Annotated in this window: 11 protein-coding genes; 9 read left to right on the forward strand and 2 right to left on the reverse strand. The window is 65.4% G+C overall.

Going from position 1 to position 22,288, the window contains the following annotated elements:
• The first annotated feature begins 30 nt into the window (after positions 1-30).
• The 4 genes from FOY51_RS18945 to FOY51_RS18960 are packed head-to-tail and all read left to right on the forward strand — an operon-like array spanning position 31 to position 15,517.
• Positions 31-13,440 (forward strand): non-ribosomal peptide synthetase, encoded by a 13,410-nt coding sequence (locus FOY51_RS18945; protein WP_149431827.1) that lies wholly within the window; start codon positions 31-33, stop codon positions 13,438-13,440.
• Between the two features lie 30 nt (positions 13,441-13,470).
• On the forward strand, positions 13,471-13,704 hold the full coding sequence (locus FOY51_RS18950; protein ID WP_149431828.1) for an MbtH family protein: 234 nt from the start codon (positions 13,471-13,473) through the stop codon (positions 13,702-13,704).
• Positions 13,701-14,696 carry an ATP-binding cassette domain-containing protein gene (locus tag FOY51_RS18955; protein WP_149431829.1) on the forward strand — a complete coding sequence of 332 codons (996 nt, stop codon included), beginning with the start codon at positions 13,701-13,703 and terminating at the stop codon, positions 14,694-14,696. The genes FOY51_RS18950 and FOY51_RS18955 overlap by 4 nt, the downstream gene beginning before the upstream one ends.
• A 38-nt stretch (positions 14,697-14,734) precedes the next feature.
• Positions 14,735-15,517, forward strand: coding sequence for an ABC transporter permease (locus tag FOY51_RS18960; protein WP_149431958.1), 783 nt, complete (start codon positions 14,735-14,737; stop codon positions 15,515-15,517).
• A 64-nt stretch (positions 15,518-15,581) separates the two neighbouring features.
• On the opposite strand, the gene FOY51_RS18965 is transcribed toward FOY51_RS18960, so the two are convergent.
• A complete protein-coding gene (locus FOY51_RS18965; protein WP_149431830.1) occupies positions 15,582-15,932 on the reverse strand; it encodes an RNA polymerase-binding protein RbpA in 351 nt (116 codons plus the stop codon).
• 146 nt (positions 15,933-16,078) lie between these two features.
• Here FOY51_RS18965 and FOY51_RS18970 point away from each other — a divergent pair, with 146 nt between their 5' ends.
• On the forward strand, positions 16,079-16,402 hold the full coding sequence (locus FOY51_RS18970) for a hypothetical protein (protein WP_149431831.1): 324 nt from the start codon (positions 16,079-16,081) through the stop codon (positions 16,400-16,402).
• 1,091 nt (positions 16,403-17,493) lie between these two features.
• Positions 17,494-17,868 carry a PH domain-containing protein gene (locus tag FOY51_RS18975; protein ID WP_149431832.1) on the forward strand — a complete coding sequence of 125 codons (375 nt, stop codon included), beginning with the start codon at positions 17,494-17,496 and terminating at the stop codon, positions 17,866-17,868.
• Between the two features lie 22 nt (positions 17,869-17,890).
• On the opposite strand, the gene FOY51_RS27285 is transcribed toward FOY51_RS18975, so the two are convergent.
• Positions 17,891-18,064, reverse strand: a complete 174-nt coding sequence (locus FOY51_RS27285) for a hypothetical protein (protein ID WP_187776389.1) — start codon at positions 18,062-18,064, stop codon at positions 17,891-17,893.
• Between the two features lie 118 nt (positions 18,065-18,182).
• On the opposite strand from FOY51_RS27285, the gene FOY51_RS18980 reads away from it, so the two are divergent.
• From FOY51_RS18980 to FOY51_RS18990, 3 genes are read left to right on the forward strand one after another with little or no spacing between them, the layout of a single operon-like run.
• A complete protein-coding gene (locus tag FOY51_RS18980) occupies positions 18,183-18,977 on the forward strand; it encodes a TIGR03084 family metal-binding protein (RefSeq protein ID WP_149431833.1) in 795 nt (264 codons plus the stop codon).
• Complete coding sequence (locus FOY51_RS18985; RefSeq protein WP_149431834.1) at positions 18,974-20,689, forward strand: acyclic terpene utilization AtuA family protein; 1,716 nt, start codon at positions 18,974-18,976, stop codon at positions 20,687-20,689. Before FOY51_RS18980 ends, FOY51_RS18985 begins: the two co-directional genes overlap by 4 nt.
• Positions 20,686-22,284: an acyl-CoA carboxylase subunit beta gene (locus FOY51_RS18990; RefSeq protein ID WP_149431835.1), complete on the forward strand. Its 1,599-nt coding sequence runs from the start codon at positions 20,686-20,688 to the stop codon at positions 22,282-22,284. Before FOY51_RS18985 ends, FOY51_RS18990 begins: the two co-directional genes overlap by 4 nt.
• The last annotated feature ends 4 nt before the right edge of the window (positions 22,285-22,288 follow it).

Genomic DNA, 22,288 nt, shown 5'->3' on the forward strand with positions numbered 1-22,288 from the left:
GCCGCAAGTCCAGTCGACGGTGTCCCTACCATGGCTCCGATCGATTCGTCGGCGGCTTTTCCGCTTTCGCCAGCTCAGAGCGCCCTGTGGTTCGCACAGCACCTTGCCCCCGAAGTTCCCTTGACAGTTGCCCAGTACGTCGATCTGAAGGGCGATCTCGACATCGCTCTGCTCGCGAAAGCAGCCAACACGGTCGGCGTCGAAATGCAGGTCGGACAGCTGCGCCTCCTGACCGTCGACGGGGAGCCGCACCAAATCGTCGATCCCGACATCGAATTGAAGACAACCGTCGTCGACCTCCGCGACGAAGCCGATCCGCAAGAAGCGGCGCTGACCTGGATGCACAAGCATTCGAGCTCGCCCATAGACATCGAGCGCGATCCGCTCGCCGCGAATTTCGTCCTGCACCTGGGGGAGCAGGACTATATCTGGTACACCCGGGTACATCACATCGTGATCGACGGATTCGGCGCGATGACCGTACTGAACCGGATGGCCGAGCTCTACACGGCCGCTGTGGAGAACAACATCCCGACCGCGTCGATGGCGCACTCGCTCACCGCCGTCTACGCTACGCAGACCGCGTACCAGAACTCTGCACGGTGCGAGAGTGACAAGCATTACTGGGCAACACAACTCGACGGCCTGCCGGAGGCGCCCAGCCTCGCCGGTCGTCTCCTGCCTGCGAGTGCGGGCCGGTGGAACGAGAGCGGGATTCTCGACGACACGACGTCGCGCCTGCTCGCCGGCGCAGTCAATCGGTACGAGACGCACACCTCGACGCTGATCACCGCCGCACTGGCGGCATACATTTCGGCGATCACCGACAGTACCGATGTGGTGCTGAGCCTTCCAGTCACCGCGCGCACCAACGCAATCCTGCGTCGGTCCGCCGGCATGGTCTCGAACGTCCTTCCGCTGCACGTGCGCGTCACAGCCAGTACGAACGTCGGCGACCTGATCGAGAACGTCAGCAATCAATTGGCGGGCGCGTTGCGCCACCAGCGCTACCGGCACGAGGACATCCGGCGCGAGAACGGCGACGGCAACCAGGCGCGTGGATTCTTCGGCCCGATGATCAACATCATGTTGTTCCACAGCGAGATTCAGCTGGGCACGCTCACCGGCGCCCTGCACCTGCTGTCGACCGGCCCGGTGGAGGATCTCTCGGTCAACATCTACAACAGCGTGGGTGGCAGCCGCACCCATGTCGACTTCGAAGCGAACCCCGACACGTACAGCGAAGACGATGTGCGCAATCACCACCAGCGCTTCCTCTCGTTCTTCGAGCGGTTCCTCGCGGCAGGCACCCGCGCGAAGGTCTCCAATCTCGAGCTGATGCACCCCTCGGAACGGGAACGCATCCTCGAAACCTGGAACGCCACCGATGCCCAGGTTCCCGCGACCACGCTTGCGGACATGTTCGCGGAACAGGCTGTGCGCACGCCTGATTCGACTGCATTGGTCTTCGGCGCCGAGTCGATGACCTACGCGGAGCTCGATCGTCGATCCAACAAAATGGCTCGATTGCTGATCGATGCCGGCGTCGGACCGGAAGCGATTGTGGGGCTGGCAATCCGGCGATCCTTCGATCTGCTCGTCGGTATGTACGCAACCGTGAAAGCAGGCGGCGCCTACCTCCCGATCGATCCCGATCACCCGGCCGAGCGCACCGAGTACGTACTCGAGCAGGCGCAACCCGTTGTCACCCTGACGGTCTCGCGGGATCGCGTCGATCTCCCCAGCGGAACACGCACCCTCGACGTCGATACCGTGGACCTGTCCGCGTTCGACGGTTCACGCGTCACCGACTCCGATCGCCTCGCCGACCTCGGCAGCGACAACACCGCGTACGTCATCTACACATCCGGCTCCACCGGCAAGCCGAAGGGTGTTGCCGTCACCCACGCCGGCATCGTCAACCGACTTTGCTGGATGCAGCACGAGTATCGGCTCGACGATTCCGATGCCGTCGTACAAAAGACCCCAGCCACGTTCGACGTGTCGGTGTGGGAATTCTTCTGGCCGCTGCAGGTGGGCGCCCGCCTCGTCATCGCAGCACCGGACGGGCATCGCGATCCGGCCTACCTCGCCGGTTTGATCGCCGAACACGGCGTCACCACAGCGCATTTCGTTCCGTCGATGCTCGCCGTGTTCGTCGACGATCCGACCGCATCGCGCTGCACAAGCCTGCGTCGCGTCTTCTGCAGCGGTGAGGCACTGGCGACGGAGACTGTCGACAAGTTCGCCACGTTGCTCCCCGCTCGGATCCACAACCTGTACGGTCCCACCGAAGCGTCGGTGGACGTTTCGTACTGGGAGTGCAGCGCGCATGCCCGCGTCGTCCCGATCGGCGCGCCGGTATGGAACACGCAGCTCTACGTTCTCGATGCCAAGCTGGAACTCGTCCCGACCGGCGCAACCGGTGAGTTGTACATTGCCGGAACACAATTGGCGCGCGGCTACCTGAGTCGCGGCGACCTCACCGCTGGGCGTTTCGTGGCCAATCCGCTCGGCACCAACGGATCGCGGATGTATCGCACCGGCGACCTTGCCCGGTGGCGTCCGGACGGCAACCTGGAGTACCTGGGCCGCACCGACTTCCAGGTCAAGGTGCGCGGCCTGCGTATCGAACTCGGCGAGATCGAGTCCGCATTGCTTGCCGCCACGTCGGTCGCTCGCGCGGTGTGTGTCGCGCGCCCGGCTGCGCACGGTGGGGACGAGTTGGTCGGTTACGTGGTAGCTACCGAAAAAGGGGCGATCGAGGTCGGCGATCTTCGGGAATCGCTCACTCGGACACTGCCCAGCTACATGGTTCCCGCAAGCTTCGTCGTGCTCGACGAACTCCCGCTCAGCTCCAACGGCAAGGTCGATCGCAAGGCTCTGCCCGCGCCCGTTGCGCCTGCCGCAGACGGGCCGGTGCGCGGCGCTCGCAACGACGCGGACGCCACCTTGCTTCGCATCGTGTCGGACGTGCTCGGCAAGACGAACATCGGCATCGACGACAGCTTCTTCGACCTGGGCGGCGACTCGCTGGTCGCCTCGCGAGTGATCGCCCGAATCAACGCGGAACTCGGTGCCGAGCTCGGCATTCGCGATCTTTTCGAGGCGCCGACCGTCGCCGGGCTGGCCCGCCGCATCACCGGCACCGATGTCGCGATTGCGGCGACGCAGTTGGCGCCGATGCCGCGGCCGGAGCGGGTTCCGCTGTCGTTGGCACAGCAGCGCCTGTGGTTCCTCAACAGGTTCGACAAGACCTCGCCCGTCTACAACATGCCGTTCGCCGTGCGCCTGACCGGCGAGCTCGATCCGTCGTCGCTCGACCTGGCGCTCACGGACGTGATCGCACGCCACGAGAGCCTGCGCACCACCTTCCCGGACAGCGCCGACGGTCCGCATCAACTGATCCACAACGCCGACGCACTGACCATGGTGGGCGACCCGATCGATGTGGACTCCGATCAGATCGACGCCCGCCTGATCGAGTTCGCGAGCCGCGGTTTCGATCTCATCGTGGATCGTCCGATCCGGTCGCGGCTGTTCCGCACGGCGGCCGACGAGCATGTGCTCGCGATCGTGCTGCACCACATCGCGGGGGACGGGTGGTCGTTCGCACCGCTGGCCCGCGACATCATGACCGCGTTCGCCGCCCGCTCGACCGGAACGGCGCCGGTGTGGTCGCCCCTGCCGGTGCAGTACGCCGACTACGCGCTGTGGCAGCGCGCGGAGTTGGGTAGCGAAGACGATTCCACCAGCAGGCTGCGGAAGCAGATCGATCACTGGACGCAGACCCTCGCAGGGCTGCCCGATCAACTGGATCTGCCCCTCGATCGGAAACGTCCGCTGCGTCCGTCCTACGCGGGCGGCACGCACTCCTTCGTCATCGACGCGGACACGCATCGTCGCCTCGACGAGATCGGCCGTGCAGGCGGCGCGAGCATGTTCATGGTCCTGCACGCGGCCCTGAGCGTGCTGCTTGCGCGACTCAGCGGCACGACCGATATCGCAATCGGTTCACCGATCGCGGGCCGTGGCGAGCGCGCACTCGACGATCTGGTCGGCATGTTCGTCAACACGCTCGTACTCCGCACCGAGGTCGACCCCGGCGCCGGATTCGACGCCCTGCTCGACGTGATCAAGGACGCCGACCTCACGGCGTTCGCCAACGCCGACGTTCCGTTCGAGCGTTTGGTCGACGCATTGCAGCCGGAACGCTCGACGTCGCGGCACCCGCTCTTCCAGGTGATGCTGTCCTACGAGCGCAGCGCCGATATCGATGTGAACTTCGCGGGTCTGGCGGCGTCCGCCAGCCCGATCATGGGCGACATCGCCAAGTTCGACCTGCAACTCGGCATCACCGAGCCTGCGACGCCCGGCGCCGACCTGACAGCGCAATTCGTCTACGCAACGGACCTTTTCGATCCGAGCACCATCGCATCGTTCGCCAATCGGCTCACCTTGCTGCTGCAAGGCATCGTCGACGATCCGTCGGCGCCGGTCGGCGACCTCCCAATTCTCGACGGCTGGGAAGCGCTGCGGCTGTGCCCGCTCGCGACAGTGCCGGCCGAACCGGCGACCACACTCGCCGAGATTCTCACCGAGGCCGCCCAGCGCAACCCGGAGACGGTCGCGCTGCGGTGCGACGGCAAAGAAATGAGCTACCGCGAGCTGGACGGTCAGTCGAACAAGCTTGCCCGAGTGCTGATTTCGCACGGCGTCGGACCCGAGAACGTCGTTGCGATCGCGCTGCCACGGTCTATTGCCTCAGTGGTGTCCATTTGGGCGGTCGCGAAGGCAGGCGCCGCCTACCTTCCCATCGATCCGAGCTATCCCGCGGATCGCATTGCCCACATGGTGAGCGACTCCGGCATGGTGCTCGGCATCACGACGGGCGCACACAGTTCGGCGCTGCCCGAATCCGCATGGCTCCTGCTCGATTCCGATGCGGTCGCCAACCAGCACTACGACGCCGACGCGGGACCGATCGCCGATTCGGAACTTGCGCAGGCGCGTAACACGGCGCAACCGGCCTACCTCATCTACACGTCCGGCTCGACGGGTGTTCCCAAGGCAGTAGCCGTCACCCACGCGGGCATCGCCTCCTTCGCCTGCGAAGAGGTCGCGCGGTTCCAGGTGTCGCGGTACTCACGGACACTGCACTTCTCCTCGCCCAGCTTCGACGCGTCGGTTCTGGAACTGCTGATGGGATTCACCGCGGGCGCCACCGTCGTCATCGCGCCCACCGATATCTACGGCGGCGCCGAGTTGGCTCGGCTGTTGGCGGACGAACACGTCACGCACGCCTTCGTCACGCCTGCTGCGCTGGCAACCATGGACTCGGCGACACTGCCCGAGCTCACCACGGTCATCGTCGGTGGCGACGCCTGCAGCGACGACCTGGTCGCGACCTGGTCCACCGGACGCGCGATGTTCAACGCGTACGGACCCACCGAGGCGACCGTCGCGGCAACCATCACCTCGCCCATGTCCGCAGGCGCGCCGGTCACCATCGGCGAACCAATCAGGGGCGCACGGCTTTCGGTGCTCGATCGTCGGCTCAATCCGGTTCCGCTCGGCGTCCCCGGCGAGCTCTACCTTGCGGGTCCGGGCCTGGCCCGGGGCTACCTCGGCCGACAGGGCTTGTCGGCCGGTCGCTTCGTCGCAGACCCGCGTGGCACCGGTTCGCGCATGTACCGCACCGGCGACCTCGTGGTCATCTCCGGTAATCGCACATTGCGCTTCCTCGGCCGCGCCGACGACCAGGTGAAGCTGCGCGGCTACCGCATCGAACTGCGCGAGATCGACAGCGCACTGATGGCGGACCCCGCGGTGTCCTTTGCGCTCACCGTGATTCACCGCGACGACGCAGGCCGCTCACGCCTCGCCTCGTACATCACCACCACGGACTCGACCGCCGACGTTGCCGACATCCTCGCCGGCGTGCGAAACACACTGCCCGAGTACATGATCCCTGCGGCAGTCACGGTGCTGGATCAGGTGCCGATGACGACGGCAGGCAAGATCGATCGTCGCGCGTTGCCGCAGCCGCAGTTCGCCGTTCCCACTGCGTCGCGCGAGGCACGCACCGATGCCGAACGCCGCGTTGCCGCCGTGTTCACGTCCGTACTGGGGTGCGATTCCGTCGGAGTCGACGACAGCTTCTTCGATCTCGGTGGCAACTCGCTGCTGGCAACGCGTTTGGCGTCGGGCATCGGCGAAGCGTTCGGCACCGAGGTCGAGGTGCGCACGATCTTCGACTCGCCAACCATCTCGGCGCTGCTCGAGCGTCTCGACGGCTCCAGCGCATCGGGCCGAGCGCCGCTTGCACGCGTCACGCCTCGACCGACGACCGTTCCGTTGTCGCTTGCGCAGCAACGCCTCTGGTTCCTCAACCAGTTCGACGCAACATCGAGCGCATACAACATCGCGTTCGCGATCCACTTCGTCGGCGAGGTCAACGTTTCTGCTCTGCAGTACGCATTCGCCGATGTGATCGAGCGGCACGAGAGTCTCCGCACGATCTTCCCGTCGAGCGACGAGGGTCCCCGTCAGCTGGTGGTCGACGCCGACAAGTCGGTCCCGGACCTTTCCATCACCGACGTCGACGCGGCACGGGCGACGGAAATCCTGGAGTCGGCCGCACGCACCGGCTTCGACTTGACGGCGGAGACACCGCTGCGAGTCACGTTGGTGCACAACACCGAACACAACACGGTGAGCGCCGCCGTCGTGGTGCATCACATCGCGGCGGACGGCTGGTCGATGGCGCCGCTGACAGCTGACCTGATGACCGCATACCGCGCGCGCCTGATCGGCACCGATCCGGAGTGGGCACCGCTGCCGGTGCAGTACGCGGACTACACGCTGTGGCAGCGCAAAGCCCTCGGCGACGACTCCGATTCCGACTCGGTCGCCGGCGCGCAGCTCGAATACTGGACCACGGCGCTGGCCGACATCCCGGACGAGCTGCCGTTGCCGTACGACCGCGTGCGCCCGGCCGCGCCGACCTTTGCGGGCAGCACCGTGCCGGTGACCGTTCCGGCCGAGTTGCAGAAATCACTCTCGGCGCTCGCGCGACGCAACGACGTCAGCCTTTTCATGGTCGTCCACACGGCGCTCGCCGTGCTGCTGCGGCACGCAACCGGCGCGCGAGACATCACCATCGGATCGCCCATCGCCGGTCGTCGAGACACCAAGCTGGACAGCCTGATCGGCATGTTCGTCAACACCTTGGTGCTGCGCACCGAGGTCGACCCGCACGAGTCCTTCGACACCATGCTGGGGGCAGGCAAAGACACCGTGCTCGCCGCCATGGCCAACGCGGAGATCCCGTTCGAGCGGTTGGTCGAGGCAATCAACCCCGATCGCGGTTCGGCACGGCACCCGCTCTTCCAGGTTGCGCTGTCGTTCGACGACGTGGCGATCCCGAACCTGGAAATGCCGGGCGTCACGATGACCGCCGAAGCACTGGACCTCGGTCTGTCCAAGTTCGACCTCGAGCTCCGCGTGGCCGGTGGCAGCGCCACCGAGCGCACCTTCGAATTCGTCTACAGTTCGGAACTGTTCGACGAATCCACGATTCGCACGCTCAGCCAGCGCTTGATCACCGTGCTCACCGCCGTCGCAGCATCACCCTCCGCGCCGGTCGGACAGATCGACGTGCTGACCCGCTCGGAACAGGAATCGCTCGTCCCCGCATGGGGTGCGGTTCCGTCCGACCCGTACACGCTCGCCGAGTACTTCGACGCCACCGTCGCCGCGCATCCCGAGCGCACGGCAATCCGGTCGGGACGTGAACACCTGACGTACCGGCAGCTCGGCGAACGCGCGAATCGTCTTGCCCGCGCGCTCATCCAGCGCGGCGTCCGAGCCGACGACATCGTGGCTCTCGGCCTGAGCAGGTCCATCGATTCGGTGGTCGGTGCGTTGGCGGTGACCAAGACCGGCGCAGCCTACCTGCCGGTCGATCCGAACTACCCCGCCGAACGCATTGCCCATATGCTTTCCGATTCGGCCGCGGTGCTCGGCATGACCACGGCCGACGATCGCGCTCGAATGCCGGGTGGCATCGAGTGGATGAACGTGGACGGCGTGGAGTTGGCACTTGCCGGCGAGCCGGTACTCGACTGGGAGCGCACACGCACCACACGCATCGACGACGTCGCCTACGTCATCTACACCTCGGGTTCGACAGGTATTCCGAAGGGTGTCGCCGTCACGCACCGCGGACTCTCGAACTTCGCGGACGAGGAGCGTGAGCGCTTCGCGATCGACACCAATTCGCGCACACTGCATTTCGCGTCGCCGAGCTTCGACGCCTCGGTGCTCGAGCTGCTGCTCGCGATCAGCGCCGGAGCGACCATGGTGATCGCGCCGACCGACGTCTACGGTGGCGACGAACTGGCGGAGCTGCTCGAAGAACAGCGCGTCACGCACGCCTTCATCACGCCCGCGGCACTGGCGAGTATCGATTCGGACCGCTGGCCGCTGCCTGAACTGCGTGTGCTCGCGGTCGGTGGCGAGGCCTACGGTTCGGACTTGATCGCGCGGTGGTCCACCAACCGATCGATGTTCAACGTCTACGGGCCGACCGAAACCACCATCGTGGCAACGGTGTCCGATCCGATGACGACGGGCGGTGCCATCTCGATCGGCCGACCGCTGCGTGGCGTTCGCGCGGTCGTGCTCGACGAGCTGCTGCGCTCGGTCCCGACCGGAGTCCCGGGCGATCTGTACCTGGCAGGCAACGGCCTCGCACGCGGCTACCTGGGCCGAGCCGGTCTCACCGCCGATCGGTTCGTCGCCGACCCGTTCGGGGTGACCGGCGACCGGATGTACCGCACCGGCGACGTCGTTCGGTGGGACCGCGACGGCAACCTCGCGTTCGTCGGTCGCAGCGACGATCAGGTCAAGGTGCGTGGCTTCCGCATCGAGCTGGGCGAGATCGATGCAGCCGTGGTCTCGCACGAAGGAGTTCGGTTCGCACACACCGAAGTTCGCAACGACGACTCCGGCACCCAGCGAATTGTGACGTTCGTGGTGCTGACCGAGGATCCGACGGCCGTGCTCGCAATCCGGGAGCACGCAGCTACCCGGTTGCCCGTGCACATGGTGCCGAGTGCGTTCGTGGTGCTCGACGAGATTCCGTTGAGCCCCACCGGCAAGTTGGATCGGCGTGGGCTTCCGGAGCCTGTCTTCGCCGCGATCGACGCCGGATCGTCTCGCGAGCCGAGTACTCGGAACGAGCAGCTCGTCGCGTCGATCGTCGCGGACGTCGTCGGCGCTACCGCGGTAGGCGCGGACGACAACTTCTTCGACATCGGCGGAAACTCTCTGCTGGCAACGCAGTTGGTGTCGCGCATCGCGACAGCGACCGGACACCGCGTTGCGGTTCGCGACGTGTTCCAGACCCCGACCGTCGCCGCCCTTGCGGCACGCCTCGGTGCCGAGGGCGACCGTGGCGATCAGCTCGCTCTCGTATCCATGGAGCGCCCCGACCGGATTCCGCTGTCGCTCGCGCAGCAGCGGCTGTGGTTCCTCAATCGGTTCGATACGTCGTCCGGTGCGTACAACATCCCGCTTGCTCTTCGGCTCGGCGGTGCTGTCGACGCGGAGGCCTTCGAGTTGGCGATCCGCGACGTGCAGCAGCGTCACGAGACCTTGCGCACCGTGTTCCCCGACAGCCACGACGGCCCGCACCAGGAGGTGCGCACCATCGACGAGGTCGGAATCACGCTGCACCGTGAGCATGTCGATGTCGACGCCATGGACGTCACCGGTCACGAGTTCTTCGCCGAGGGCTTCGATCTCACCTCGATGGTTCCGCTGCGCGCTGCACTGTTCAGCAACACCGCCGACCAGCACGTATTGGTCCTGGTGATCCACCACATCGTCATGGACGGTTGGTCACTGGCTCCGCTCGCCGCCGACCTGATGCAGGCGTATGCAGCGCGCACGGCGGGGAACGGTCCGGAGTGGGCCGAGCTGGACGTCCAGTACGCGGACTACACCCTCTGGCAGCGTGCGGTTCTCGGCGACGAAGCCGACCCGTCCAGTCTCGCCGCGACGCAGCTCGAATTCTGGCGAACCACGTTGGTCGGTCTGCCTGAACACCTGGATCTGCCGAGCGATCGTCCGCGGCCGCCCACACCGTCCTACCGCGGCGGTTCGGCGCGCACTCAGGTCACTGCAGACGTGCATCGAGGTCTCACCGAGATTGCCCGCGCACACGACGCGAGCCTGTTCATGGTCTTGCACACCGCACTCGCCGTGCTGCTGCACCGCTTGGCGAACACCGACGATGTCGCAATCGGCACCGCCATTGCCGGCCGCGGCGAGCAGGCGCTCGACAAGCTGGTCGGCATGTTCGTCGGCACGCTTGTGCTGCGCACCGATGTTCAGCCCGCGCTGTCGTTCACCGAGCTGCTCGCCAACGTTCGCGGCAACGACCTCGATGCGTTCGAGAACGCCGACATCCCGTTCGAGCGACTCGTCGAGGTGCTCAACCCGACACGTTCCACCTCGCACCACCCGCTGTTCCAGGTCATGTTGTCCGTTCAGAACCAGGTCCCGACGGCCGTCGAGCTGCCGGGTCTGCAGGTCGAGGCCGCCGAAATCGACTCTGCGGTAGCGAAGTTCGACATGCAGTTCACGCTCACCGAGTCCTACACCGACGATCGCTCGGCCGACGGCATCGGTGTCATGATCGACTACGCGACCGACCTCTTCGATCACGAGACGGCGGAGCAGGTCGCGCGTCGATTCGTCAACCTGCTCAACGCCGTCGTGTCGCACCCGGCGACACCGGTCGGCGATCTCGAGATCCTGGCGCCTGCCGAAATCTCGGCACTGGCACCGGTCCACGGAATGGACACCGGTTCCGCGGTCCCGTTGCCCGAGGTGTTCGCCGCCGCGGTCGAGGCGAACCCGCACGGCGTCGCACTCTCCAGCAACGGTATCGAGCTCACCTACACCGAACTCGACGATCGGTCGACGCAGCTCGCCCGAGTCCTTGCCGACCTGGGTGTCGGGCCGGAAACGTATGTGGCCTTGGGTATCCCGCGCTCGATCGAGTCGGTGCTTGCGGTCGTCGCGGTCACGAAGACCGGCGCGGCGTTCGTGCCGGTCGATCCGAACTACCCGAGCGACCGCATCGCGCACATGCTGACCGACAGCCGCGCCGCGATCGGACTCACCACGGCCGCCGATCGTGATCGGTTGCCGAGCACCCTCGATTGGCTCACGCTCGACGACGCCGAGTTCAGCTCGTACGTCGCCCAGATGCCCGCAGAGCCGATCACCGATGCCGATCGCACCACGCCGCTTCTGCTGGAACACCCTGCCTACCTGGTCTACACATCGGGCTCCACCGGTACGCCGAAGGGTGTGATCGTCAGCCATGGCGGTATCTCGAACTTTGCATCCGAGACCCAGAAGCGCTTCGACGTCCGGCACGAGTCGCGGGTTCTGCATTTCGCGACACCGAGCTTCGACGCCGCGATGCTCGATCTGTTGTTCGCACTCGGTGGCGGCGCCACCCTGGTGATCGCACCGGTCGGGATCTACGGAGGCCGCGACCTCTCCGAACTGCTTGCTGCCGAACGCATCACGCACTCGTTCATCACCACGGCAGCACTGTCGACGGTAGATCCGGAACTGGTCACCGATCTGACGCACGTGCTGGTCGGCGGCGAGGCCTGCCCGCCGGAACTGGTGTCGCGCTGGGCAACCGGGCGCAACCTCTACAACGTGTACGGTCCGACCGAGACCACCATCGTCACGACGATGGGTGCTCCGATGGCGCCCGGCACGCCGATCACCATCGGCGGACCGATCCGCGGCGTCAGCGCCATGGTCCTCGACGGCCGGCTGCACCCCGTCCCTGTCGGCGTCACCGGCGAGCTCTACCTTGCTGGTCCCGAGCTCGCTCGCGGCTACCAGCACCGTCCCGGGCTGACGTCCGAGCGGTTCGTCGCGAATCCGCATGGCAAGCCGGGGGAGCGGATGTACCGCACCGGCGACCTGGTGCGCTGGTCGTCGCGCACCGCGGCTCGTGAAATCGAGTACGTCGGGCGCACCGACCATCAGGTCAAGATCCGCGGCTTCCGCATCGAACTCGGCGAAATCGACGTCGCGCTGTCACAGCATGCGGCCGTGGAGTTCTCGACCACCATCGGCCACGAACTGCCCAGCGGCGCAACAGCACTGGTGTCCTACGTGAAGCTGGCCCAGGGGCACGCGCCTGCGGTTGCCGACCTCACCGAGCATCTTGCGGGTCTCGTTCCGAACTACATGGTGCCGCAGTCGATCACCCTGCTGGACACCTTGCCGCTGACCCCAGTCGGCAAGTTGGACCGCAAGGCGTTGCCCGCTCCGGTGTTCACCACGCACGAGCATAGGGAACCGACGACGGATGCCGAGAAGGCGATCTGCCAGGCGTTCGCCGAGGTGCTTGCCCTCGATACCGTCAGCGCCGAGGACAGCTTCTTCGAACTCGGCGGCAACTCGTTGCTGGCTACCCGAGTGGTGGCGATCCTGCGTGACGAGCACGATCTCGACGTACCGATGCAGGCCCTGTTCACCGATCCGACGCCGGCAGGCATGGCGCACCGCATCGGAATCACGGGCGGTTCCGCTGCCGCCGCCATCGAGGCGTCTTTGGAAACGGTGTTGCCGGTGCGCCCACAAGGCACACTCGCACCGCTGTTCTGCGTCCACCCGGCGATCGGATTGTCCTGGTGCTACACAGGATTGCTGTCGCACATCGAGTCCGACCGTCCGGTCTACGGCCTGCAGTCGCCGATGCTCTCGGGTGAGGACGAGCCGTTCGACTCCATCGAGGAAGTCGCGGAGCGCTACATCTCGGAGATCAAGTCGATCCGACCAGAGGGTCCGTACCACCTGCTCGGCTGGTCGCTGGGCGGTTTGATCGCGCACGAGATGGCCGTTCAGTTGAAGCGCAACGGCGACGACGTCGCGCTCCTGACCATGCTGGACAGCTTCGTACTCTCCGACGAGCACGTCGAGGACGCGCAGCCGAGTGTTGCCGAACTTCTCGAGGAGTTCGGTCCGGCGGTGGAGAAGCCGGCCGAGGACGTCACGCTCGAGGACGCTGCCGAGATGATCAGGAAGCAGCCCGGACCGTTCGAGGCGCTCACCGCGTCGCATCTGGAGCGGATGTACGCAGGCTACGCGAACGGCACGGACCTGGCATACAAATTTGAGCCCGGAACGTTCGACGGCGAGGTGCTGTTCTTCACCGCGGCGGCCGACGTCACCAACCTCGCGGACCCGACCAGGAACGCCTCGGCATGGCGCCCGTTCGTCCGTGGCGGCATCCACGACTACGCGGTGGACTGCGAGCACTCCGCAATGACGACGCCCGAATCGCTCGCCGAAATCGGACCGGTGCTGCACCGGTACCTCGAAATTTCTCGCTGACAACGGAATCCACACAGGAAGGAAAAGTCGTTGACCAATCCATTCGACGATCCCGACGGAAAGTACCTGGTGCTCTGCAACGACGAGGGCCAGCATTCGCTGTGGCCCGCGTTCGCGCCGGTGCCCGGCGGATGGGTCGTTGCCCAGGATTCCTCGACGCGAGACGCGAGCATTGGGTACGTAGAGGCAAACTGGACGGATATGCGCCCCAAGAGCCTCGTGGCCCAGATGGGCTCCGCACACCAAGATCGGACGTCGCAATGACACTCGCAGTGGAAGTTTCCGGACTCGTCAAGGAGTACGGCGGTCGCGGGGGAGTGCGCGCGCTCGACGGTATCGACTTGCAGATCCCGGCAGGCACCGTGATGTGTGTGCTCGGACCCAACGGTGCAGGCAAGACAACGACCGTCCGAATCATCGCGACGCTGCTCAAGCCGACGTCGGGCCTGGTCCACGTTGCCGGTGTCGATGTACTCAAGGACCCGATGGCCGCCCGACACAAGATCGGGTTGTCGGGCCAGTACGCCGCTGTCGACGAAAACCTCACCGGCTTCGAGAATCTCCGGATGGTTTCGCGCCTCTACGGCATGACCAAGTCGCAGGCCAGCGCGCGGGCCCGCGAGTTGCTCAGCTCGTTCCAGCTCGAGGACGCCGCCGATCGACGCTCGTCCACCTACTCGGGCGGCATGCGCCGCAGACTCGACTTGGCGGGCGCACTCGTCGCCCGTCCGCGCGTCGTCATCCTCGACGAGCCGACCACCGGCCTCGACCCGCGCGGTCGTCAGGACATGTGGCAGGTCATCAGCGAACTCGTCGAAGACGGCACCTCGGTCCTGCTCACCACCCAGTACCTCGAGGAAGCGGACTTTCTCGCCGATCGCATCACCCTGATCGACAAGGGGCGGGTCATCGCGCAGGGTTCGGCGGAGGACTTGAAGTCCACCATCGGCGGCGAAACGATGACCATCAGGATGGCGCCCGGCCAGGATATGCGGACCGCCCATCGCGTCATTGCGGAAATGGGAGTGGGCGAACCGGTCAGCGATCCGCTCACCACCGAGCTCTCGGTGATCGTCACCAACGGCACGCGCACCATGGTCGAGGTACTGCGCAGGCTCGACGACGCACACATCTACGTCAACGACGCCAATGTGCACAAGCCCAGCCTCGACGACGTATTCCTGTCGCTGACAGGCGAATCCGTTGGATCGACCGAAGCGGCCCCGGCCGATCGAGTACAGGAGGCCATGCTGTGACCGCGTTGACGATCACCCCGCCCAACCCGACGTTCCGGGTGTTCCGCGACAGCGCCATCGTCGCGCAGCGCAACATCCTCACCATCATCCGGGTGCCGACGCTGTTGGTGACCGCTGTCGTGCAGCCGCTGATGTTCGTATTTCTCTTCGCCTATGTCTTCGGTGCGTCACTCGGCGGCGGCGCCTACCGCGAGTTCCTGCTCGCAGGCATCTTCGCGCAGACCGCCGCTTTCAGCGCGACGTTCACCACCGTCGGCCTCGCCAACGACCTGTCCAAAGGCATCGTCGATCGACTGCGATCGCTACCGATGTCGCCGGTCGCTGTGCTGTTCGGCCGCACGCTCTCCGACCTGCTCGTCAGCATCATCAGCCTCGGCGTCATGGTGGGCTGCGGCTATGTGGTCGGCTGGCGGATCAACGGGTCGGCGGGCGACGCCGCGGTTGCGTTCGGGCTGATCCTGCTGTTCGGTTTCGCGATGTCGTGGGTGGGCGCGCTCACCGGTCTGGTGTCCCGCAACGTCGAGGTGGCGCAGAGCGCGGGCCTGATCTGGCTGTTCCCGGTCACGTTCATCTCGTCGTGTTTCGTCTCGGCCCAGGCGCTGCCCGGTCCGCTGCGCGGCATCGCCGAATGGAATCCGATCACGGCCGTCGCGGCGTCCGGTCGGCAGTTGTTCGACAACGCCGCACCGCCGTTCTTCGCGAAGCCGACCGGGTGGGCCGCGGACAACCCGACCCTGTACGCGGTGGGATGTTCGTTGGTGATTCTCGCGATCTTCGTTCCCCTCGCACTCGCGCAGTACCGCAAGGTAGCGAGCCACTAGAAGACCACGAAAGAGAGAAGGGCGGCGCCGAATCGGCGCCGCCCTTCTTGTGTATCTGTGCGCACTAGCTCGAAGACGCTGCTCCACGACGCTTGACCTTGAGCAGGTCCAAACGCTCCTTGAGCAATTCTTCCAGCTCGTCTACCGAGCGACGCTCCAGCAGCATGTCCCAGTGCGTGCGCGGCGGCTTGACCTTCTTGGCCTCCGGCGCGGTGCCCTCGAGCAGTGCGCCTTCGAGACCGTTGCGGCACAACCAGGTGCCCGGAATCTCGGCGTCGTCCGCGAACGGAACATCGAACTCTTCACCGTTGTCTGTGCGGTACCGTGCCACGCGACGAGGCGCAAGGTCGTGGTCGCGGTCGGTCTCGTAACTCACCGCTCCCAGTCGACTGCCTCGGAGTACGCGATCTGCCATGGTGCGGTCCTCTCCATTGTCTTGCTCGCTCGAACACGTAGTACAACGCATCGGTCCCGGGATTGGTTCCCGCGCGCGGGCGAACCACGCCATCCTACCGGCCAGGTTGGTTCGACGGTCCACCGTCTCCCGTTACCCTCGTCAACATGTCTCGGCGTCCGCAGTCCTGCGTCTGGTGTGGCCGCGAGGTGTCGGATTCCGACATGGGCCGTCGGCGACGCTACTGCCGCCAGTCGTGTCGCCAGCGGGCCTACGAGCAACGCAACGCCGCCAAGGGCACAGCCATCCCGGAAGACGCAGTGGTGCTCACCGCCGCAGAGGCAGTGGATCTGGCAGATCGGTCGTTCGCGGCACGGTGCGCAGCCGAAGATGTCGCAACAGCGATTCGGGAAGGTGCTGCACAGGACGAGTTGTCCGCTCTGTGCGACGAGATGGTGCTCCTTGCCCGCGACGCCGAGCGGCTGCGCTGACGCCGTAGAGGCCGACTGAGACCAGCACGACGACCGATCCGAATGCCAGTGCGGTCTGTCCGTCCGGGTGAATCAACGACTGCCCTCGCAGCGCCTGCCAGGTGAGGATCGCGACGAGCCCGGCGTATCCGATCGCAAGCACGCCGAGCAGCGAAGCACGCGTTCGATCATCGCGTAGCCACGGAATTCGGTGGGCGAGCGCTGCCAGCGTCAGTGCTGACAGCAGCATGAACTGCAGGCCGTGTAGACCGACGAAGTGCGGGATCCGTAGGTCGCCGCCGATGGTGCTCCACCCGGTGATCGGCATGCCCGCGGAGGCGGAATCGTCGGCACCGACGGTGTGGCCTGCCACCAGCTCCACGACGTTTCCGTTGGCGTCGCGGACGAGCTGCGCGCCGCCCTTGAACCCCATGAGAAAGCCGATCGGCATCGCGACCACGGCGAACCATATTCCGGTGTGAATGGCACGACCGAACGGCTTGTCGACGATCTGCTGGTACAGCAGGATCAGTGCGACCGCGAGACTGGCGAGAAACAACCCGGGTACACCCGACTCGAACACCATCTGGCCGTACTTGTTGAACGGGTCGCCGGCGGTGTTGAAGTGACTGAACGTGCCACGCGCCGCCTGCACCGCTATGAAGCCGACGTCGGCGATACTGGTGATCGCGATGACGGCCGCGAGTATCGACGTCCACCGGGTGCCGCGGTGCGCAAGCGTGAGCAGCCAGGCCAGCGTTGCGCCGTACATCGCGAACGAGATCGCGAACTTGAACGGCTTGAGCCACACGGAGTGCCCGAGCAACATGCGGTCGTCGACGACCATGCCGCCGACGCAGACGACTGCCAACGCGAGCATGACGCCGACCATGACCATCAACGGTCGCTGGTTGCGCAGCATGGTGCGGAGATCGGGGAGGGGGAGCGCGGCTGTGGTCACCTGCGTGACATTAGGAATCAGAGGCGCACCTGCACGTCCCGCTGCGGTGTGAAACTCCTCTGGCACCCAGGTATGAGGCTCGCGCGATCGGAGCGGTGGGAGACTTCGCGGATCTGCTGCGCCAGTTGGGGATCCGAGGCAGCATGCGCGTATGGAGATAACCCCGATTGCCGCGTGGACGTTCATGTCCGAAGTACCGATTCCTGACGACATTCACCCGATCCTCGTGGAGGGTGAGCAACCCGTCGCTGCGTACAAGACGTTCCGCGACAGCGCCGTCTTCACCAATCGACGACTGGTTGTACGTGATGCCCAGGGCATCACCGGTAAGAAGGTGGAGCTCTATTCACTCCCGTACTCGTCGATCAACATGTGGTCGTCGGAGAACGCAGGCAAGATTTTGGACTTCAGCGCGGAACTCGAACTGTGGACTCGCGCCGGTCATATCAAGATCAAGCTGGGTAAGGGCGTCGACATTCGACGTCTCGATCACTTGATCTCGCACATGGTCCTGAACAACAGCTAGCGCGACGCGCGATGTTCCACCGTCACTCGGGCGGTCTGCGCCGGGCCAGCTCCTCTTCGAACGCGGCAATTTCGGAGTCTGTCGTCGCGAACGAGGACTCTGCCGCACCCTCGTCCATCCCGTAGTCCCGGGCCTTGCGTAGGTCGGCTAGTTCGGATTCGAGTTCTCGAGTGTCGAGCACGCGTGGATCTCTCATGCAGCAAGTGTCCGCCGATGCGAAGACCGCCGCCATGAAATTACCAAGCAAGCGTGCTTGCTTTTTATTTTGCGCCGTGTGAAACTCGTGTCGACGACGAGCATGAGGAGCGGCAAAAGTGGCAGATCTCGAAGCGATACTCGGCGACTTGGCAGCCGAGGGTGATGATGTTGCCGCTCTGGTCGCGGACCTCGACGCTGCCGAGTGGGCGCAGCCGACGCCCGCGCCGGGTTGGTCGATCGCGCATCAGATCGCACATCTGAACTGGACCGACGAAGTGTCCGAGGTATCTGCTCGCGACCCGGAGGCATTCCAGGCGATCGTGAAACAGGCCTGGAGCAATCCCAGCGGATTCGTCGACGTCGCTGCCGAGGAGCGAGCGCAGACGCCGCCCGCCGATCTGCTCGCGCGCTGGCAGTCCGGACGCGCCGCGCTCAACGACGCGCTGAGGGACGTCGCGCTGGGGCGCAAGCTCGACTGGTTCGGTCCGCCCATGAGCCCCGCGTCCATGGCGACCGCTCGGCTTATGGAAACGTGGGCGCACGGCCAGGACATCGCCGACGCCGTCGGCGCCAGCAGAGCGCCGACCGCTCGACTGCGCAACGTTGCCCACCTCGGTGTCCGCACCAGAAACTTCGCCTACTCGGTGCACAACGAGCAGCCACCCGCAGAAGACTTCCGCGTCGAACTCACGGCACCGGACGGCACGACCTGGGCGTGGGGACCGGACGAATCAACCCAACGGATCGTCGGGCCCGCCTTGGACTTCTGCCTGCTGGTGACCCAGCGCAGGCACCTCGACGACCTGGCTCTACAGGTCACCGGAGATGATGCGCGGCACTGGACCACGATCGCTCAGGTCTTCGCCGGTACGCCTGGGGCTGGCCGTGCGGCGACTGGAGCCAGCGCATGAGGCCGTTGGCCGCCAATCCCGATGTGATCCGGATCGGCAACTGTTCCGGCTTCTACGGCGACCGCCTCAGCGCAATGCGCGAGATGCTCGAGGGCGGCGACCTCGACGTGTTGACCGGCGACTACCTCGCCGAATTGACCATGCTGATCCTGGGCAGAGACCGGATGAAGGATGCGAGCCTCGGGTACGCGAAAACCTTTGTACGGCAATTGGAAGACTGCCTTGAATTGGCTGTCGACAAGGGCGTTCGCATCGTCGTCAACGCCGGGGGACTCAATCCTGCGGGCCTGACAGACAAGCTCCGTACGCTCGCGGACACCATGGGCGTCGCGGCCACCTTCGCACATGTCGAAGGCGACGATCTCGCGCCGCGCGCAGGGGAGCTGAACCTCGGTACACCGCTCACCGCCAATGCCTACCTGGGCGCGTGGGGAATCGTCGAGTGCCTGCAGGCCGATGCCGACGTCGTTGTCACCGGGCGTGTCACGGACGCGTCGGTGATCGTCGGGCCGGCCGCTGCCCACTTCGGTTGGAGCCGCACCGATTACGACCAGCTGGCAGGCGCCGTCGCAGCAGGTCACATCATCGAATGCGGAACACAGGCGACCGGCGGCAACTATTCGTTCTTCACCGAGATCGCCGATCTGTCGCGGCCAGGCTTCCCGATCGCCGAGATTCGACGCGACGGCAGCTCAATCATCACCAAGCACGCGGGCACCGGCGGTGCCGTCAGCGTCGGCACTGTGACAGCGCAGCTGATGTACGAAATTCAGGGCGCCCGCTACGCCGGACCCGACGTGACGACTCGGATCGACTCGGTGGCGCTAAAGCAGGAGGCACCCGACCGGGTCCTCGTCAGCGGAGTTCGGGGCGAAGCGCCGCCGCCGCAGTTGAAGGTCTCGCTCAACACCCTCGGCGGATTTCGAAACGAGATGACGTTCGTCATCACCGGACTCGACATCGAAGCGAAAGCCGAACTGGCACAGAAGCAGATGGAGTCCTGGCTCCCGGTCCGGCCTGCCGAGTTGTCGTGGACGCTGTCCCGCACCGACCGCCCCGACGCGGAGACCGAAGAGCAGGCAAGCGCGCTGCTCCGCTGCGTGGTGCGCGATCCGGATCCCAACAAGGTCGGTCGCGCTTTCTCCAACGTGGCAGTCGAATTGGCGCTCGCGAGCTACCCGGGTACCACCTTCACGTCGATGCCCGGAAACGGCTCGCCCTACGGCGTGTTCACCGCGGGCTATGTCGATGCGGGCGAAGTGCCGCACGTTGCTGTGCTTGCCGACGGCACGCGCGTCTCGGTGCCCCCAGCCGCCGACACGTTGCAACTCGAGGAGGTCGACGAACCCACGCTGCCGACGCCGATCGACAGTCGGAGCACGCGGCATGCATCGCTCGGCGCAGTTGCCGCAGCGCGAAGCGGCGACAAGGGCGGTAACGCGAACGTCGGAGTCTGGGTGCGTTCCGACGAGGAGTGGCAATGGCTCGCGCACGCGCTCACCGTGGATCAGCTTCGGATGATGCTGCCCGAGACCGCGCACCTCACCATCACCAGAACCGTGTTACCCAAGCTGCGCGCCCTCAATTTCGTGATCGAAGGAATTCTCGGTAAAGGCGTTGCCTACCAAGCTCGTTTCGATCCACAAGCCAAAGGCCTCGCCGAATGGCTTCGCTCGCGCCACCTGGACATCCCCGAGGAGTTTCTCGTATGACTGCTTTGAAATCCACGCTCGACCCCACGTCGGCGGAGTTCGCTTCCGCTGTCGAGGCAATGACGACCAAGCTGACCGAAGTCGAAGCGGAGTTCGCCAAGGCAGCTGCCGGTGGCGGACCCGAGAAGGTGGCACGTCATCGCAAGCGTGGCAAGCTGACCGCCCGAGACCGGATCGAACTGCTCGTCGACGAGGATTCGCCGTTCCTCGAGCTGTGCGCATTGGCCGCCTGGGGCAGCGACTTTCAGGTCGGCGCCAGCGTGGTTGCGGGCATAGGGGTGGTCGAGGGCGTCGAATGCATGATCGTCGCCAACGATCCCACCGTCCGTGGCGGCACCAGCAACCCGTGGACGTTGCGTAAGACGTTGCGTATCAACGATATCGTCAAGCAAAATCGACTGCCGGTGATTTCGCTGGTCGAGTCGGGCGGCGCCGACCTACCGACCCAGAAGGAAGTGTTCGTCCCCGGCGGTCAGATGTTTCGCGACCTCACCCGAGCATCCGCTGCCGGAATCCCCACGATCGCAGTAGTTTTCGGTAACTCCACCGCGGGCGGCGCCTACATTCCAGGCATGTCCGACCACGTGGTGATGATCAAGGAACGATCCAAGGTGTTCCTCGGCGGACCACCGTTGGTCAAGATGGCAACCGGCGAGGAATCGGACGACGAGTCTCTCGGCGGTGCCGAGATGCACGCTCGCACCTCCGGTCTCGCGGACTACTTCGCTCAGGACGAACAGGACGCGGTGCGCATCGCTCGGCGTATCGTCGCGAGACTGAACTGGCACAAGGCAGGTCCGGCGCCGCGTGCCGACGTGATCGATCCGCTCTACAGCGCGGACGAACTCCTCGGCATCGTTCCACCCGACCTCAAGATTCCGTTCGATCCTCGTGAGGTGATCGCGCGAATCGTCGACGGGTCCGATTTCGACGAGTTCAAGGCGATGTACGGCTCCAGCCTGGTGACCGGGTGGGCTGAGCTCAACGGCTACCCGATCGGCATCCTCGCCAATGCCCGCGGCGTGTTGTTCAGTGAAGAAGCGCAGAAGGCAACTCAATTCATCCAGCTGGCAAACCGAGCGAACACACCATTGCTGTTCCTGCACAACACAACCGGCTACATGGTCGGTAAGGAGTACGAACAGGGCGGCATCATCAAGCACGGCGCGATGATGATCAACGCGGTGTCGAACTCGACGGTCCCACACATCTCCCTGCTGTTGGGTGCGTCCTACGGCGCCGGCCACTACGGGATGTGCGGACGTGCATACGATCCACGCTTCCTGTTCGCTTGGCCGAGCGCGAAGTCGGCCGTCATGGGCCCCGCCCAGCTCGCTGGCGTCATCTCGATCGTGAGCCGCGCCGCCGCCGAGGCGCGAGGCCTGCCGTTCGACGAGGCTGCAGACGCCGCCATGCGGGCCGCCGTGGAGAACCAGATCGAGGCCGAATCACTGCCGATGTTCATGTCCGGCAGGGTCTACGACGACGGCGTCATCGACCCCCGCGACACCCGCACCGTGTTGGGAATGTGCCTGTCGGCCATCCACAATGCCCCGATCGAAGGCGCCGATCACTTCGGCGTCTTCCGGATGTGAGCCC

Origin of the sequence: Antrihabitans cavernicola (assembly GCF_008297975.1) — a bacterium.
GTDB lineage: Bacteria > Actinomycetota > Actinomycetes > Mycobacteriales > Mycobacteriaceae > Antrihabitans > Antrihabitans cavernicola.

Coding starts and splice junctions, on each gene's coding strand:
- FOY51_RS18945 (WP_149431827.1), top strand. CDS start 31: ATGGCTCCGATCGATTCGTCGGCGGCTTTTCCGCTTTCGCCAGCTCAG.
- FOY51_RS18955 (WP_149431829.1), top strand. CDS start 13,701: ATGACACTCGCAGTGGAAGTTTCCGGACTCGTCAAGGAGTACGGCGGT.
- FOY51_RS18965 (WP_149431830.1), bottom strand. CDS start 15,932: ATGGCAGATCGCGTACTCCGAGGCAGTCGACTGGGAGCGGTGAGTTAC.
- FOY51_RS18970 (WP_149431831.1), top strand. CDS start 16,079: ATGTCTCGGCGTCCGCAGTCCTGCGTCTGGTGTGGCCGCGAGGTGTCG.
- FOY51_RS18975 (WP_149431832.1), top strand. CDS start 17,494: ATGGAGATAACCCCGATTGCCGCGTGGACGTTCATGTCCGAAGTACCG.
- FOY51_RS27285 (WP_187776389.1), bottom strand. CDS start 18,064: ATGAGAGATCCACGCGTGCTCGACACTCGAGAACTCGAATCCGAACTA.
- FOY51_RS18985 (WP_149431834.1), top strand. CDS start 18,974: ATGAGGCCGTTGGCCGCCAATCCCGATGTGATCCGGATCGGCAACTGT.
- FOY51_RS18990 (WP_149431835.1), top strand. CDS start 20,686: ATGACTGCTTTGAAATCCACGCTCGACCCCACGTCGGCGGAGTTCGCT.